The sequence below is a fragment of the Aquitalea denitrificans genome (assembly GCF_009856625.1).
Lineage (GTDB): Bacteria > Pseudomonadota > Gammaproteobacteria > Burkholderiales > Chromobacteriaceae > Aquitalea > Aquitalea denitrificans.
Genome location: NZ_CP047241.1, coordinates 2,143,581 through 2,158,415, shown reverse-complemented (window position 1 = coordinate 2,158,415; position 14,835 = coordinate 2,143,581). Strand labels below are relative to the sequence as shown.

The 14,835-nt window shown below is 59.1% G+C and carries 17 protein-coding genes; 12 read left to right on the top strand and 5 right to left on the bottom strand.

The window, feature by feature from the left end:
• The first annotated feature begins 13 nt into the window (after positions 1–13).
• From GSR16_RS09750 to GSR16_RS09700, 11 genes are all read left to right on the top strand, one after another.
• Positions 14–826, top strand: coding sequence for an ABC transporter permease (locus GSR16_RS09750; RefSeq protein ID WP_159876885.1), 813 nt, complete (start codon positions 14–16; stop codon positions 824–826).
• Positions 823–1,344 (top strand): nitrous oxide reductase accessory protein NosL, encoded by a 522-nt coding sequence (locus GSR16_RS09745; protein WP_159876883.1) that lies wholly within the window; start codon positions 823–825, stop codon positions 1,342–1,344. The genes GSR16_RS09750 and GSR16_RS09745 overlap by 4 nt, the downstream gene beginning before the upstream one ends.
• Positions 1,345–1,355: 11 nt before the next feature.
• Entirely contained in the window at positions 1,356–1,649 is a 294-nt protein-coding gene (locus GSR16_RS09740) for a hypothetical protein (RefSeq protein ID WP_159876881.1), read from the top strand.
• Positions 1,630–1,983 carry a toxin-antitoxin system TumE family protein gene (locus GSR16_RS09735; protein WP_159876879.1) on the top strand — a complete coding sequence of 118 codons (354 nt, stop codon included), beginning with the start codon at positions 1,630–1,632 and terminating at the stop codon, positions 1,981–1,983. Before GSR16_RS09740 ends, GSR16_RS09735 begins: the two co-directional genes overlap by 20 nt.
• A gap of 202 nt (positions 1,984–2,185) precedes the next feature.
• Entirely contained in the window at positions 2,186–2,593 is a 408-nt protein-coding gene (locus GSR16_RS09730) for a c-type cytochrome (protein ID WP_159876877.1), read from the top strand.
• Positions 2,594–2,604: 11 nt separating this feature from the next.
• Positions 2,605–3,210, top strand: coding sequence for a hypothetical protein (locus GSR16_RS09725; protein WP_159876875.1), 606 nt, complete (start codon positions 2,605–2,607; stop codon positions 3,208–3,210).
• 48 nt (positions 3,211–3,258) lie between these two features.
• Complete coding sequence (locus GSR16_RS09720; protein ID WP_240902640.1) at positions 3,259–5,463, top strand: NosR/NirI family protein; 2,205 nt, start codon at positions 3,259–3,261, stop codon at positions 5,461–5,463.
• The gene (locus GSR16_RS09715) at positions 5,450–6,559 is read left to right on the top strand and encodes an FAD:protein FMN transferase (RefSeq protein ID WP_240902639.1); all 1,110 of its coding nucleotides are present in this window, start codon (positions 5,450–5,452) and stop codon (positions 6,557–6,559) included. Before GSR16_RS09720 ends, GSR16_RS09715 begins: the two co-directional genes overlap by 14 nt.
• Position 6,560: 1 nt before the next feature.
• Positions 6,561–7,232: an ATP-binding cassette domain-containing protein gene (locus GSR16_RS09710; RefSeq protein WP_159876873.1), complete on the top strand. Its 672-nt coding sequence runs from the start codon at positions 6,561–6,563 to the stop codon at positions 7,230–7,232.
• Positions 7,229–7,981 (top strand): ABC transporter permease, encoded by a 753-nt coding sequence (locus GSR16_RS09705; RefSeq protein ID WP_240902638.1) that lies wholly within the window; start codon positions 7,229–7,231, stop codon positions 7,979–7,981. Before GSR16_RS09710 ends, GSR16_RS09705 begins: the two co-directional genes overlap by 4 nt.
• 273 nt (positions 7,982–8,254) lie before the next feature.
• Positions 8,255–9,868, top strand: coding sequence for a methyl-accepting chemotaxis protein (locus tag GSR16_RS09700; RefSeq protein ID WP_159876871.1), 1,614 nt, complete (start codon positions 8,255–8,257; stop codon positions 9,866–9,868).
• A 250-nt stretch (positions 9,869–10,118) separates the two neighbouring features.
• Here the strand turns inward: GSR16_RS09700 and GSR16_RS09695 are convergent, their stop codons facing one another.
• The gene (locus GSR16_RS09695; protein ID WP_159876869.1) at positions 10,119–10,661 is read right to left on the bottom strand and encodes a hypothetical protein; all 543 of its coding nucleotides are present in this window, start codon (positions 10,659–10,661) and stop codon (positions 10,119–10,121) included.
• Positions 10,662–11,012: 351 nt separating this feature from the next.
• Here GSR16_RS09695 and GSR16_RS09690 point away from each other — a divergent pair, with 351 nt between their 5' ends.
• Positions 11,013–11,459, top strand: coding sequence for a hypothetical protein (locus GSR16_RS09690; RefSeq protein ID WP_159876867.1), 447 nt, complete (start codon positions 11,013–11,015; stop codon positions 11,457–11,459).
• A 26-nt stretch (positions 11,460–11,485) separates the two neighbouring features.
• Here the strand turns inward: GSR16_RS09690 and GSR16_RS21470 are convergent, their stop codons facing one another.
• The 4 genes from GSR16_RS21470 to GSR16_RS09670 form a co-directional block, all read right to left on the bottom strand.
• Entirely contained in the window at positions 11,486–11,671 is a 186-nt protein-coding gene (locus tag GSR16_RS21470) for a helix-turn-helix transcriptional regulator (protein WP_159876865.1), read from the bottom strand.
• A gap of 638 nt (positions 11,672–12,309) precedes the next feature.
• On the bottom strand, positions 12,310–12,519 hold the full coding sequence (locus GSR16_RS09680; RefSeq protein WP_159876863.1) for a toxin-antitoxin system protein: 210 nt from the start codon (positions 12,517–12,519) through the stop codon (positions 12,310–12,312).
• A 3-nt stretch (positions 12,520–12,522) separates the two neighbouring features.
• Positions 12,523–12,930: a hypothetical protein gene (locus GSR16_RS09675; RefSeq protein WP_159876861.1), complete on the bottom strand. Its 408-nt coding sequence runs from the start codon at positions 12,928–12,930 to the stop codon at positions 12,523–12,525.
• Positions 12,931–13,117: 187 nt separating this feature from the next.
• On the bottom strand, positions 13,118–14,800 hold the full coding sequence (locus GSR16_RS09670) for a phage tail tip lysozyme (protein ID WP_159876859.1): 1,683 nt from the start codon (positions 14,798–14,800) through the stop codon (positions 13,118–13,120).
• Positions 14,801–14,835: the final 35 nt, after the last annotated feature.

The following is a 14,835-nucleotide window of genomic DNA, read 5'->3' as shown; positions in this document are numbered from 1 at the left end:
CAAGGATGATGAAATGAACAGCCCAGTCTTTACCATCGCCGGCAAGGAATTTCGCGACCGGCTGCGCAACCGCTGGGTGGTGGCGGTTACGCTGGTATTTGCCGCTTTTGCCTTCACCATCAGCTATTTTGGTGCGGCCACGCAGGGCAGTGTGGGGGTGCAGGGTACCGAAGCCACAATCCAGAGCCTGGTCAGCCTGGTGATCTACCTGGTGCCGCTGATTGCGCTGATCCTGGGTTTTGATGCCGTGGTGGGCGAGCGCGAACGCGGTTCGCTGGATCTGCTGCTGGCCTTGCCGGTCAGCCGCATGGAACTGCTGCTGGGCAAGTACCTGGGGCTGGCCACCACCCTGGCCGTGGCCACCATGCTGGGTTTCGGTGCCGCCGGGGTGATGATTCTCACCCAGCTGCCCGCCAGCGCCTGGTTTCACTACGCCGGCTTCATGCTTAGCACCTTGCTGCTGGGGCTGGTGTTTCTCAGCGTGGCAGTGGCTATTTCGGTCATGGCGCAAGACCGCGCCCAAGCCAGCGGCATGGCCATTTTCGTGTGGTTCCTGTTTGTGCTGGTGTACGACCTCTTGCTGCTGGGTTTGCTGGTGATGAGTGGTGGTGACATCGCCGGCCCGGCTTTTCCCTATCTGATGCTGCTGAACCCGGCAGACGTTTTCCGCATTCTCAACATCTTTGGCCCGGACGATCTGCGGCTGATGTTCGGTCTTACCAGCCTGTTTCCGCCGGCACTGGCCAGTCCCTGGGTGCTGGGTACGGTGATGCTGGGCTGGATGACCGCGCCGCTCTTGCTGGCCATCTGGAGGTTCCGCCGATGAAACCCATCACCCGCCGCTGCTGCCTGGGCATGTTGCTGGCCACACCGCTGCTGGCTGCCTGCAGTCACGAAACGCCGCCAAGCGCCAAGGCCGCGCTGGAGCCGAAGCGCGACACCGCCTGCAGTCTGGATGGCATGAGCTTGGCCGATTACCCCGGCCCCAAGGGGCAGCTGCAATACGCGCAGGGTGCGCCGGATTTTTTCTGCGACACCATCGAACTGTTTGCCGTGTACCTGAAGCCTGAGCAGCAGCGCATGGTGGCGGCGGTGTATGTGCAGGACATGAGCAAGGCCGACTGGGAGCACCCGGTGGGTAACTGGATTGATGCCCGCAAGGCATTCTACGTGGTGGGCTCGCGGCTGAAAGGCTCGATGGGACCCACCTTTGCCAGTTACGGCAGCGAGGCCGCTGCCCGTGCCGTTTCCGCCCGCGAAGGCGGCAAGGTTTATCGTTTCAACGACATCACGCCGGCCATGGCCGAGCTGGATGGCGGTGTGCTCAAAGACAAATCCATGTAAGGGAGTCGCAAATGACCCAATTTTACGACCAGCTCCCGCTGGACACGGCGCAGCAGATCGAGCCGCTCAGCTGGCTGTCCTACCAACTGCGGGAAAACCGCAAGGCCCTGCTGGCCCATTACGGTGTGAACAACGCGCAGGAATTGCTGGCCCGCATCGAAAGCGGCGCGCTGGATGAGCACCCGGCTTACGAACACTATCTGTCGCTCTTCATCCTGGAGCAGCAAAGGGACGCCACGCGCGAGCAACTGCGGCTGGTACTGGCCGGTAACGAGGAGCAAACACATGCTGCATCTGCATCTTAAGGAAGTGATAGAGGATGATCTGTTCGACATCCTGCGCGAGGAAGTGACCATCCACCAGGATGCGCTGATCGTGGCGCTGAAGAATGGCGTGGATATCGAACTGCGTTTCCGTGACGATCATGCTTATTCCATCAACTGGCGCTGGGGCGATGCCAGCTGCCGCATCGATACCGCACCCCTGCACCGGGATCTGGCCACCTTTCCCAATCATTTGCACGACGATGAGGGACGCTTGCGTGCCGATCCAGTTACCCGCCCTGGCGACAGTGCCTGGAGCAATGTACAGCGCCTGCTGCAAAAACTGACGCAGGACCCCTTGCTGCAAGCTGTCTGACTTGCACCTGCGGGTTTGCACCCGGCATTTTCATCTGCACATCCGCGTGGCTGCCGCCTGGCTTGCCGCGCTTTTCTTTTGTCATGAAAACGTGAAACAAGCCATTTCATGGCATCTTTTTTTGATTGATTGGTATCAATTTAGAGTGACAAGGCCGGGTGCTAAGCTGCAAATCATCAAATCCTGATGCACAGAGGTTCTCATGCTTAAACAATTCGTACTCCTTGGAAGTTGTGTATTGATGCTGGCCGCCTGCGGCAAGAGTGAAACCGCAGCGCCGGCCGAACAGCCTGCTTCCGCCCCGGCAGCAGCTGCCGCATCGGCTCCGGCAGCCCAGGCCGTGGCCGAAGTCAGCAATCCGGTCGGTGAAAAAACCTTCAAGTCGGTATGTTCCATGTGCCACCAGAGTGGTGCCGCCGGTGCGCCCATCGTGGGCAACAAGGATGACTGGTCGCCGCGCATTGCCCAAGGCAAGGACACGCTGTACAAGCATGCGCTGGAAGGCTTCTCCGGCCAGAAAGGTGCCATGCCGGCCAAGGGCGGCAACCCGTCGCTGTCTGATGCCGACGTGAAGGCAGCAGTCGATTTCATGGTGGCCAAGGCCAGCTAAAGGGAAAGCACATGGCCGCGCGCCTGATGCAGGCCCTGTTGCTGCCTGCCGTGCTGGGCCTGCTGTCCATGACAGCGCCCATGCAGCCTTTGCAAGCCCTGCCGGTGTTCTCTCCGGATACCGGCAGGGTGCTGCTGTCGATGCCGCCCGGGGCGCAGGCATTGGCGGCAGCGGAGCAGTCGTCTGACCAGGACGGGCTGCACCAGATCGTGATGGCGGCGCCGCCATTTGCTCACCTGCGTGATGGTTACTGGCAGGTGGCGCTTGAGCGGCCTGCCGCCACACTGAAATTGCAGTCCAATCAGCGCCTGCTGTATGCCTGGCGCTCACCCCGCATCATCATTCCCCGTCCGCCTGCTTCACAGGCGGTTGCCGTTATCCTGGATAAGACCCTGCCGTCTGCCGGCCTGGGTCGGCTATTGCTGGACGCTGGCCACATGGGCGCATTCCAGGCCGGTGTCATGCATGGCATCAGCCGCATCCTGCTGCTGGACGGCGAGGGCGGCAGCTGGGTTACACCGCGCATGCTGCCTGCCGTGCACTGGCAGGGCGGTGCAGCATCTTTTCAGATCCTGCAACGGGTTTGCCAGATGGGGCAGACGAAGACTGGACTGTAACGCTAGCCGGCAAAAGCGCTGCCGGGACAACAAGACAAGGAAATCAAGGTGCTATCCGCATGTATTAGCAGACTGTCCGTCAGTCTCGGTTTGTGGCGTCGTTGTGCCACATTGTTGCGCATTGTCTGGCTGGGCTTGCTGTGCTGTCTGGCGCACAGCCCGGCTGCGCAGGCTTCCAGCTATGAACGGGAGCTGCCCAAGGCGCTGTCTACCGACCCGGACATGTGCCGCTGGGTGGACTGTGCGGCGGTATTGCCCGGCGCAACTTCCTTTTCCTTGCGCAAGGGTGCACCACCTTATGTGGAAGGCTATGGCGCGGACAAAAAGCTGAAGGGCTATGTATTTTTGTCTACCGACATCGTGGATACCCAGGGTTATTCCGGCAAACCCATTGTCACCCTCATCGGCATGGACACCAGCGGGCATATCAGCGGTGTACGGGTGCTCAAGCACAGCGAGCCCATCCTGCTGGTGGGGATTCCGGAAAACAAGCTCACCGATTTTCTCAACCAGTATCTGGGTCGTTTTGCCGGCGCGCGCATGGAAATCGGCGGCAGCGGCAAGGACAGGCTGGATGCCATCTCCGGTGCCACGGTCACCGTGATTGCGGAAAACCAGCTGATTTCGCGCTGTGCGCAGGCCGTAGCCTACCAGGCTGGCATCATGAAACAGGCGGTACGCCCGCCGGCACGCTTTATTGACAGCAAGCAGCCCGCCAGCTGGCAGGCATTGCTGACGGACGGTAGCGTGCAACATCTGACAGTAACGCCCGCTGATATCGGCACGAGTGGTAGCGAGGCGTATCTGGACCTGTACTACGGCTATCTGAATGCCGCCGGTATTGGCCGCAGCGTGTTGGGCGACGAGGACTATGCCAAGTTGATGAAAACGCTGAAACCGGGTGAGCATGCGCTGTTCATCGTCAACAATGGCAGCGGTTCGTTCAAGGGTTCCGGCTTTGTACGTGGTGGCTTGTACGACCGTATCCAGGTGCGGCAGGACCTGTCGGCCTACACTTTTCGTGATACCGATTACCTCAACCTGTATGCCTTGCGCGCAGCCGGTGCGCCGGAATTCCGCGAAAGCGGCATCTTCATCCTGCGTGATCCGCATTTTGCCGCTGCCTGGCCGTGGCGCTTTGCTTTTCTGGCCAATAAGGAAGACCAGCAAACCGGTGCCAAGCAATTCACCTCTTTCGAAAGCAATTACTGGCTGCCGGACAATCAGCTGCAAGGTGGCCGGCCTGCAGTAGAGCTGCCACAGGCTGCCTGGAAAAAGGCCTGGCAGGACAAGCAGGCCGAAGTTCTGCTGTTTGCAGGCTGGATGGCGGCGGTGCTGGTTTTCTTCATCAGCCGCGACCGCTGGGTGCGCCGTTCGCGCCGTGGCAGCAAGCGCTGGGTGTCCTGGCCCAAGACCATCAGCTGGCTGATTGCCATCGGCTTTGCCGGCGGACTGGAACTGGCCCAGCCATCCATCACCCAGGTGCTGACGGTATTCCATGCGCTGTCCGATGGCTGGAACTGGGCGCTGTTTTTGAGTGACCCCTTCATCTTCATGTTCTGGCTGCTGATTGTACCCACCACGCTGATCTGGGGCCGTGGCCTGTTCTGCGGCTGGATGTGTCCCTTTGGCTCGCTGTCGGAATTGCTGTACAAGATAGGCCGCTTGCTGCATCTGCCGGCGGGCAAGCTGCCCATGGCCTGGCATAACCGTCTCAAGTGGCTGAAGTACGCCATTTTCTTCCTGCTGCTGGCGGTGTCCTTCTTCTCCATGCCATTGGCGGAAAAACTGGCCGAGGTAGAACCGTTCAAGACCACCTTCCTGGTCGGTGTGCTCAATCGCAGCTGGCCGTTTGCGCTGTTCCTGGCGGTGCTGCTGGGGCTGTCGCTGTTTGTCGAGCGTCCCTTCTGCAAATACCTGTGCCCGCTGGGGGCGTCGCTGGGGCTGCCATCCCGTTTCAACTTGCTGAAGCTGCGCCGCAAGGACGGCTGCACCAGCTGCAAGGCCTGTGCGGTGGGTTGTGGTTCTCTGTCCATCGATGCCAAAGGCCGTATTGATTCACGCGAATGCCTGATGTGTCTGGACTGCATGGTGATGTATTACGACGGCCACAGCTGTCCGCCACTGGCGCAGGAGCGCAAGCGCCGTGAAAAAGCCGGTCAGCCGCTGACGCCGGTAGGGCGCGACGGGCTGTATATCCCGATCAAACCGGTGGCCACGCCGGCCAGGGACACGCACCGTGCCAAGGACTGAGGTGCTGGCGGCCACTGCAGTCGGTAGGCCGACGCTAAGGCGACGCCTGCTGCTGTGGCTGTTGCCGCCACTGCTGCTGATTGCTGTGCTGGGCCTGGCCCTGCGCCAGCCGGAGCTGCATTCGCAGGGCAGCTATGTGTTTGGCACCCGGGTGCAGCTGTCCATCTCCGGGGTGTCGGCGGAGGAGGCGCGTCAGGCTGAAAATGCCGTGTTCAGCCTGTTTGAAGACATGCACCGCAGCCTGCATGCCTGGCAGCCATCGGAGCTGATGCGCATGAATGCGGCGTTGGCCGAGGGCAAGCCATTCACGGCTTCGCCACGGCTGGTGGAAATCCTGCGTGCGGCCCAGGCGCTATCGCGGGAAAGTCAGGGCCTGTTCGACCCCGGCATCGGCAGGCTGATCCAGCTATGGGGCTTTCAGGACGATCAGTTCAATGACAGCCATTTTCCCACCGACGCCGCCGTGCAGGCGCTGATGGTGCAGCATCCCAGCATTGCCGATCTGCAGATTGCAGCCGACGGTACAGTCAGCAGCCGCAAGCGGGTGGTGGCGGTGGATCTGGGAGGCTATGCCAAGGGCTGGGCGCTGGATCTGGCGGCAGCACGTTTGCGCCAGCTGGGGGTGAGCAATGCGCTGATCGACGTGGGTGGCAATCTGCTGGCGCTGGGCAGCAAGGGCGGGGAGCCGTGGCAGGTGGGTATCCAGCATCCGCGTACATCCGGCCTGCTGGCCACGCTGCAATTACAGGATGGCGAGGCCATTGGCACCAGCGGTGACTACTACCGCTATTTCAGTCATGGCGGCATCCGTTACTGCCATATTCTCGATCCGCGCAGCGGTTACCCAGCCCGACAAAGCCAGACCGTGACCGTACTGGCCGATCCCGGCCCGCATGCGGGAGCCATGTCCGATGGTGCCAGCAAGGCACCGTTCATTGGCGGGCCAGGCCATGCACTCACCCTGTCGCGTGCTACCGGTGTCAACAAGGTACTGATGGTAGATGCAGCCGGGCAGGTATGGCTGACGCATGCCATGGCTGCCCGGCTGCACTGGCCCGGACCACGGCCAGTCATTCACTGGCTGGACGGAGGCTGATATGGACGCAGTAAGCATTACCGGTGTGTATCAGCGCCGTGGACGGCAGCAGGTGCTGGTGGATGCCAATCTGCGCATCGCCGCCGGTGGACTGTGCGCACTGGTGGGGGCCAATGGTGCGGGCAAAAGTACTTTGCTGGCCTTGCTGGCCACCATGCTGCAGCCCGACCGGGGCAGCATCCACCTATTGGGGCTGGATGTGCGCCGTCAGGCGGCGCAGATTCGCCGCCAGTTGGGGGTGGTGTTTCAGGACAGTGCCTTGGAGCCGCGGCTGTCGGTATGGGACAACCTGTTGCTGATTGCCTGTTGCTACGGTTATTCCGGCGCGGCGGCCCGCAGCCGCTGTACGGCGCAGCTGGCTGGCGCGGCCTGGGAGGACATGGCCGGGCGCAAGGTGGAGAGCCTGTCCGGCGGCCAGCGCCGGCAACTGGAGCTGATGCGGGCCAGCCTGGCTGCGCCGCGTCTGCTGCTGCTGGATGAGCCGACACAGGGCCTGGATGAGGCCGCCAGCGCAGCGTTCTGGCGACAGATCGCCATACAGCGCCAGCAAGGGGTTACCGTACTGTTCAGCACCCACCGGCAGGAAGAAGCGGAGGCCGCTGAGCAGTGCGTACGGCTGCTGGAGGGCAGGTTGCTACCGGTGCAGGCTGCTGGGCGCGGGGTGGCGGCATGATGCTGCGGGTGCTGTTGCCACTGGTTTGGCTGGAGTTAAAGCGTTACTGGCTGAATCCGCTACGCATTGTACTGAGCCTGGCGCAGCCGCTGATGTATCTGTTCATTCTGGGTGCTGGGCTGGCTGGTGGTACGTATGCGCTGGACAGCAGTTACCAGGCCTATATTTATCCCGGCATCGTGGCGATGGCGCTGATGTTTGCCGCCGCATCAGCCGCGGTGGGCGTGGTGCACGACCGTCAGGTAGGGGTGTTCAAGGCACTGCTGGTTTCGCCTTTGCCGCGTAGCACGCTGGCGCTGGCGCGGATTCTGTCCGGTGCCGTGCTGGCGCTGGTGCAATCGGTATTGCTGCTGCCATTTGCGCCGTTGCTGGGGCTGGCATTCACGCCGCTGTCCTTGCTGTGTTTTCTGCTGGCCATGAGCTTGTGCGCCCTGGTGTTTTCCGCACTAGGGCTGGTGATGGCGCTACCATTCCGTTCGGTGATGGTGTTTCCCGTGGTATCCAATACCCTGACCCTGCCCATGTTCCTGTTATCCGGTGCCTTGTATCCGCTGGAACTGGCCCCGCGCTGGTTGCAGTTGCTGGCCCGGATCAATCCGGCTGCCTATGCGGTGGATCTGCTGCGCGGTGTGCAGAGTGGTCATTTTCAGTATGGTCTGACCACGGCGGTGGGGGTATTGCTACTGATCGGCTTGCTGGCTATCGGCTGGGTGGTGCGCTCGCTGCATGGCCGGGGCGGGCGCGTGTAATTCAGTCACTGGAAGTGCTCAGAATTTGCCGTGACAGACGCTGTCGCTTTGGCGTGGCAGAAGGCAACTCGCCAGGAGGAGGCCAGGCAATGGCCAGGCGTAGCAGGGGACGGAAAGCCGTGTTTTTTGATTGTGCTGAAACACGGCGTGCCGACGCTGCTGTTGAGTGGTGAAGATATTCGTGTTTGAAATCAATCAGTTGAATTCAAATAGCCATTGGCATGGATATTGCGCTCTGGGTAAACAATATGCACTGATACCCATGAGAACATTATGAAAATCACTAACCGCATCATCCTGACCCTATCGGTCGGCTTGCTGGCCATGCTAAGTGTTGGTTGCTACGGGCTTTGGCAATTGCATCAGGCGCAGCAGCGCTTCCAGTCGGTGGCATTCGATACGGCAGCCAGCATTGCCGCCATCACCGAAGCACAACACAGCACCGCCGAAATGCGGCTGGCAACCTTGAAGTTTCTGGTGGCACCGGATGCAACGATACGCCAGTCAGCCCTGCAGGCCATGGCCGACAGTGACCGCCAGCTGGATGCCTTCCTCACCGATTACCGGGCACACCATGCCGGGGATGAGGCTGATCTGCACATGCTGGCAGCCGATCAGCAGGCACTGGAGCGCTACCGGGCCGTGCGCGACCAGGTTATCCGGCAGAGCGCCACTGACCGCGAAGGCGCGTTCCGTACGCTGGTGGTGAATGCACGGGCAATGAGCAGTGCGCTGGGGATGCGCTTCAAGGAGCATGTGGCCTATATCTTCCAGCAGGTACGCAGCCTGGATAAGCAGAACCAGGATAGCTATAAGGCCTCAATGCAAATGGCCATCGGCCTGATGGCCTTGTCATTCGTGGTTTCCGGACTGCTGGGGGCGCAATTGTTCCGCACCATACGCAGCGGGCTGGCAGGTATCCAGGGCAGCATGCTGGAGGTAAGCCGCAGTCTGGACTTTACCCAGCGGGCAAGCGTGTTGCAGCAGGATGAAATCGGCAGCACTGCGGCCGCGTTCAATCACTTGCTGAACGTACTGCAGGCAAATCTGAGCAGCATTCTGCAAGGAGCGCAGCAGGTAGCACAGGCTTCGTCGCTGATGTCCGACACCGCCGGTCAAGTATCGTGCGCATCGTCCGAGCAAAGCCAGGCGGCCGCCAGCATGGCCGCCACCATCGAGGAAATGACCGTTAGCATCAATCACATTGCCAGCCGTGCACGCGAGGCCAATGCGCTTTCCGGAGACGCCGGACAGCTGCTTGGACAGTGCTCGGACATCGTTGGGCAGACCATCACGGATATCCGCGAGATCGCCAGCATGGTGGAAACGGCATCGGGCAGCATACGGGCACTGGAAGACGATAGTGGCAAAGTCAGCATGGTGGTCATGGTGATACGGGACATCGCCGATCAGACCAATCTGCTGGCATTGAATGCAGCCATTGAAGCCGCCCGTGCCGGCGAGCAGGGACGCGGCTTTGCCGTGGTGGCCGATGAGGTTCGCAAGCTGGCCGAGCGTACCGCGCGTTCAACACAGGAAATTGCGGCAACCATCGCCACCATGATTGCCCGTGCGCAGCAAGCCTTTGAACAGATGCAGTCGGCAGAACAACTGGTAGGCAGTGGCGTTGCCCGGGCGGATCTGGCAGATCATGCCATCAAGCAAATCGGCACGGCCTCGGCCAATGCCGGCAATCTGGTGGATGAAATCAGTGCGGCAATCAGCCAGCAAGGCGTAGCCAGCGACAATATTGCCGGAGAAGTGGAGCGAACCGCACAGATGGCAGAACAAGCCAATGCTGCCGCGCAGACAACCGCAAGTACCGCAAGCCATCTGGCAGGGCTGGCAGAAAAGCAAATCACCACCCTGCAAGCCTACACGCTGTAAATCACGCAGGCTGCCGCAGTATCTGGCAGTCATGCGTGTAGCACCCACAGGTAACAATGCATGAAAAAAGCCATTGAGAACCAGTAAATACTGATCATCAATGGCTTTTAGAGGTTCTGGTGGGGCGGCGTCTACCGAATTGTGGCTTGAAAGTCACGTCCGGCAATGATTGTTGCGATTTTAATTTAAATTATGCCCCCAAATATGCCCCCAAACCTTCATGGCTGCCCCCATTTCGGTGTTGTGCCGCTTAACTGGCGGATGACGCGTCAGTCGCGGGTTCAGCTTGCGGCTGCTGGGGAGCTACAGGAGCTGGTGGCGCTTGTTCTGGCTCTGGAGCAGCTAACTTCTCTGGAGTAGATGGTTTCGCATTGGTTACCATCAAGCGGATAGGGCCAACATTGGGAATGGAGTAGAACATACCGGCCTCGCCAGGCTGGGTTCTATACTCAAGTCCATTTATGTGACCTTCCAGTGGGGGCTTGGCATCACGGCTGAATGTAAAGTGCACGTCGGCCTCGCACGAAACAACCCCAAGCTTGTTTACATCTACCCCGGAAAATTGATCAATCGTCAGGTGAATTTGCCCCTTCAGTGATGATTTCTCAGCCTCACTTAGTGGCTTTTCACCCTGCTGTGCAAGAGTGAAGACCTGTTCGGTAACGGTTTCATTCACCATTTTGTTCAGCACCTGTTTGGCGTCAGGCGACCAGCACTTCTGCTCTGGCTTTTCAAAGTAGCTACAACCGGTCAGTAAGCTAGCCGTAATCCCAAATGCAATCCATTTCTGCATGATGACTCCCTATATGATGACAAAGGGATTGTATGCCCCGTCATGACGCAGTGAACAGCCTTCCATGCAAAATAGGTATCAGGTGCTTGGCCCACTCCGACGTTAGAGAAGAGTCATGTAGCCTGGTGCTCGACTCCGACCTTTCCGGCAGTCGGGGGAGCGGTGCTTTTCATGGGGTTTTGTTTTCACAAACACACCAGCAGGTCGACATGCCCAAACCGGACATCCCGAGAACCCCACTTCGGGGGTTCCATGAGGTTGGTTTTCGCAGAATGACAATCTGTACCCGGCAATGGGGATGGGGTGCGACTCGTTGCGACCACTGCCACAGCTTACCGAGGAGTAGGGCCCATGCCAGGTGCCAGAAGAAAACAGAGCAGGAGCGAAACACAGTGCCACTACCGGGAGGGAGTCATCCACCAATGGGAAGTCACTGCCTACATAGATCCTGCTCCCGTGCATCGACAAATTTACCTCGAAATGTCAGGCGAGCTGACGGAGCCATTCGCCGGGGTATCAAGGTTTTCAATCTCCACTCATGTGGACAGGGCTGATGGCTCGAATGGCAGCATGGGTGCCGTAGGTTACTTCATTGAGATGAAGCACGAGCTGACCGGTGTAGTGTCGTTAACTCGTGACGAATTCCAGCTGCTTCAGATGCTGGCGTCGGGTGGAAATTTGAAAAGCTGCAGCTTTAGCTTCCAGCAAACGGCAAGAAGCAAGGCGGTGATTGTGTCTTTCTCGTTCAGCAGCAAGCTACCCGATGATGCCGAAGACGCTGGTGTGCCTGCAAGGTAAAGTGAACCAGCTGACCGCCAGTTGCACTATGCGTCCCGCTCAGCCTTCTTGGCTTCAAGCCATGCCATCAGTTCTGATTCTACCCAGCGGCTACCCCTTCCCAGTTTAATGGGCTTGGGAAAGTCTCCAGTACGTATGTGGCGGTAAATTGTGGGAATGCTGAGGCCAGTAAAATGGACAACCTCATCAACAGTAATAAGTCGCTCTCCCATGCCAGACCTCCATCTGCGACCAGGTGCACTCCGCAATTGTTTTAGACCGTTCTGGTCGGGCTGTGTTGCGTGGTGAGGCTCTGGTTTTGGGTAGTCGCAATGGGCGTAAAAATGCCCGCGCTGGGCGGGCTGGTAGGGTGCGTACCAGGTGCGTACTGCGTACCGCCTTTGGGGTGGATACCGCACTGGATACTGGCCATGGGGTGGCAACCTGAGTGGCAACCTGTGCGATGGAAACCAGCGGTTCGGGTGCGAACCAGTGCGAACCGGCCAGTGTGCGAACCGGCCCGGCCCTGTTAACCGAGTCTGTTAACTCCCTCTGTTAACCGGTCTGTAGTGTCTCGTATGGGCTGTTTCCGTGCGTACCTCGCTGCGTACCACGGCCATGCGTACCGGCGTACAGCGGCTTCCATGCGCGCGATGTGTTCCATCATGAACACTCGGCATGTCAGGTTTGTTTTCTGCCGTCTTTTCAGGTGTCAGTTTTGCCGGCTTTTTCAGGTGTAACCTTTGTAACGTTTGCCAACGTGCTGAAAGGCTGAAAACAAGTAACCGCGCCCTTTTTATAGGTGTAAGTTTTGTAAGGTATGCCGGTGCGAGCCTCGCGAGCGGGCGCGCGCGTATTGCTCCATTTATCATCAAACCGTATTCAACATCTTGGCTGCCAAATCCCGTTCCAGCTTCTCTTGAATTGCCAGGGGTACAAACTCAGCCCGGTTGCCGCGTACCGGGTGGTCATTGCCCCAGGGGTAGTTAATCAGCGCATCTACTGCTGCGACGGTGCTTTGCTCTACGCTCACAATCAACCGGGTGGTGGGCGTACCGTCAAACTTCCTGTTCTTGCTCATTGTTCACCTCGCTGTAAAAGCGGCCCTCATCCCAGCCATTGCCTGGCTGCTGCGCTCCTCGGCACCATCCGCCCATGCCTTGGCCAATACTTTGTCACGCTCCATCGTGCGGGCGCTGTAATAGGCCGTCACTGGCATTTCTATAAAGTTCTGTGCAATGGCGTTCCACACTTCGTCACGGTGTCGTACTGCCACCAGTAGGCCAGCAGCAGCCATGCCCCGAAGGGTACGGGCAACACTGGGGCGACTGCCGCCGATATGTCCTGCAATCTTAGCGGCGCTGTAAGGCGGTGCGCCTCTCTCGCTGTAGTCGTGTTTATCGTGCTGTTCCAGCATCAGCAGAATGGCCCGCTTCCGTGCGGTATCACGGCCACCGGCCTGTTTTGTTAATGTATCGCTCTGCAATGTCACCTTATGCCCCCTTTACCATGCACCGGCTACATATGGGATTTTCCCGCATCTGAAATGTGGCTACCCAGCTCATACTGCTTTGTCCTTTATCTGTAGCGTTCGCACGAACCCTCTGCCATGGCAGGGCATGGTGCCCATACCATGGCAAATCATCGGTGTTTTCAGAGTTGATGAACTGGGGCAGCTCTTACCTGACAACAGGTAAGCTATTGCGCACCAGGTTTGCATTCACGTCGTTCTGAGCGCCAGCGACAGCCTGGGCCGTCTCCCTAGGCGTCTCGGTTCCGTTTACCGTGATGTTGGTGGTTTGGTGTATTTGTGCTGCCGCAGCGCCTCTGGAAGCTGCCTCACGCGCTCTTATCTCTTCGGTGAGGCCGGGTCTTTCGTAGTAGCGGGAAACAATCTCACCGGCCCGCTGCGCGCTATCTGCGAAGCGCAACATTTTGCCCGCTCTCCATTCAGACCCTTTCGTGAGCTCATGGACCACAAAGGCCAACTGGTCTTGCAGAGTAGATTGGCGGATGTCCTTGCCGGACCACTTGGCAAAATTGGCTTGCCGGTCAGGGTGCCACTGGGCAATGCCAAAAGCTGTGCCGCTGTCCCCAACTGCGCCAGGGTTCAGCTTGCTCTCGGCCATCAGGTTGGCCACCAGTCCGGACGCCTGCTCCTTGGTCCAGCCAGCCTTCTGGAAGAAGGCCATAGCCATGGATTTGACATCCATGTTGCCGGCCGGCGCTGCTGGCTTGCTCCGTTTGATGGGTACGCTGCTGGATGCGCCACCGCCGGTGTTGATATCCAGTGCCTTCTGCGCGTCCTCATTGCCGAACTTGGCCAAGATGGTGGCAACGGTTCCGCCAACAGCATCTTTAGCCTGGTCGGACATGTTCTTGTAGATTTCGGAACCGGCCTCCCAGCCAGACCATCCAGCGGCACCTACCCAGCCAGCCTTGCCCAGTAAGCCAATGCCACCCTTGGCCGCAGCCCCACCGGAACCACCGGCACCACCCAAGGCACCCAGCACCCCTTTTGCCGCAGCAATCAGTTTCAGATTGGTGACAATGAGTGCCAGTCCAGCGCTCACCTCTGCAATGGTCTTGATGGTCTGCTGGCTTTCCTCCGGAAGGCTGTGGAACCAGTCAGCGAATTCAGTCAGTTCTTCGTTGGTGAGCTTCAAGATGGGAATGAGCTGCTCATCCAAATCGCCAGATGCACTTGCGACAAAGGTGGAGAATGTTGCCTTGAGCCGATTCATTTCCTGGTCGTATGCTTTTGCCTTGTCGGAAGCCTTATCCCAACTGCTGCCCGTCTTTTCCTGAAGGTCTATCTGCTCCTGATAGTACTTCTGCAACTCGCCAGACTTGAGAGCAAGCACTTGCCGGTCACTCAGGCCCATTTTCTGGCCCTGTGCCAGGGCCTCGTAGTCCTTCATTGCCGCCAGCTTTTTGCCCAGGGCAAGCAGGGTCTCGGCATTGTCCAAAGCCTTGCCGGTTGAATCCCTTGTGGCAATGCCCATGTCGTTCAGCTTCTGCTCCCAGCCGGGGGACTCGCGGAACTTGGTGGCCAGGGTCTCCAGGGCAGAGGAGGCGTCCTCAGCTGTGCCGCCCACCTGCTGGAATGCGTACTGGAGGGCTTTGATATTGTTCGCGCTGGCACCGACCCGCTGGCTCTGGAAGTGCAGCGCACCCAGATTGTCGGCCATCCTGTTTATACCAATCAGCGTTTCAGTGGCAGCTGCAGCAACGGCAACAGAGAACTCCTTCATGGAGTCGGTGGCTGATTTCACCGAGTCCTTGAATCGGCTTTCGCTGGCCGGATCGACTTTGAAGCCAAGCGAGACCAGGAATTCCTTGAGAATGTTTTCGTCAGCCATGGCGTTGCTCCTTACGGGGGGGATGGGAAGTGCTG

What these genes read in the sequence shown, in the direction of transcription:
- GSR16_RS09750 (WP_159876885.1), top strand. Translation starts at nt 14, where the DNA reads ATGAACAGCCCAGTCTTTACCATCGCCGGCAAGGAATTTCGCGACCGG.
- GSR16_RS09745 (WP_159876883.1), top strand. Translation starts at nt 823, where the DNA reads ATGAAACCCATCACCCGCCGCTGCTGCCTGGGCATGTTGCTGGCCACA.
- GSR16_RS09740 (WP_159876881.1), top strand. Translation starts at nt 1,356, where the DNA reads ATGACCCAATTTTACGACCAGCTCCCGCTGGACACGGCGCAGCAGATC.
- GSR16_RS09735 (WP_159876879.1), top strand. Translation starts at nt 1,630, where the DNA reads ATGCTGCATCTGCATCTTAAGGAAGTGATAGAGGATGATCTGTTCGAC.
- GSR16_RS09730 (WP_159876877.1), top strand. Translation starts at nt 2,186, where the DNA reads ATGCTTAAACAATTCGTACTCCTTGGAAGTTGTGTATTGATGCTGGCC.
- GSR16_RS09725 (WP_159876875.1), top strand. Translation starts at nt 2,605, where the DNA reads ATGGCCGCGCGCCTGATGCAGGCCCTGTTGCTGCCTGCCGTGCTGGGC.
- GSR16_RS09710 (WP_159876873.1), top strand. Translation starts at nt 6,561, where the DNA reads ATGGACGCAGTAAGCATTACCGGTGTGTATCAGCGCCGTGGACGGCAG.
- GSR16_RS09705 (WP_240902638.1), top strand. Translation starts at nt 7,229, where the DNA reads ATGATGCTGCGGGTGCTGTTGCCACTGGTTTGGCTGGAGTTAAAGCGT.
- GSR16_RS09700 (WP_159876871.1), top strand. Translation starts at nt 8,255, where the DNA reads ATGAAAATCACTAACCGCATCATCCTGACCCTATCGGTCGGCTTGCTG.
- GSR16_RS09695 (WP_159876869.1), bottom strand. Translation starts at nt 10,661, where the DNA reads ATGCAGAAATGGATTGCATTTGGGATTACGGCTAGCTTACTGACCGGT.
- GSR16_RS09690 (WP_159876867.1), top strand. Translation starts at nt 11,013, where the DNA reads ATGCCAGGTGCCAGAAGAAAACAGAGCAGGAGCGAAACACAGTGCCAC.
- GSR16_RS21470 (WP_159876865.1), bottom strand. Translation starts at nt 11,671, where the DNA reads ATGGGAGAGCGACTTATTACTGTTGATGAGGTTGTCCATTTTACTGGC.
- GSR16_RS09680 (WP_159876863.1), bottom strand. Translation starts at nt 12,519, where the DNA reads ATGAGCAAGAACAGGAAGTTTGACGGTACGCCCACCACCCGGTTGATT.
- GSR16_RS09670 (WP_159876859.1), bottom strand. Translation starts at nt 14,800, where the DNA reads ATGGCTGACGAAAACATTCTCAAGGAATTCCTGGTCTCGCTTGGCTTC.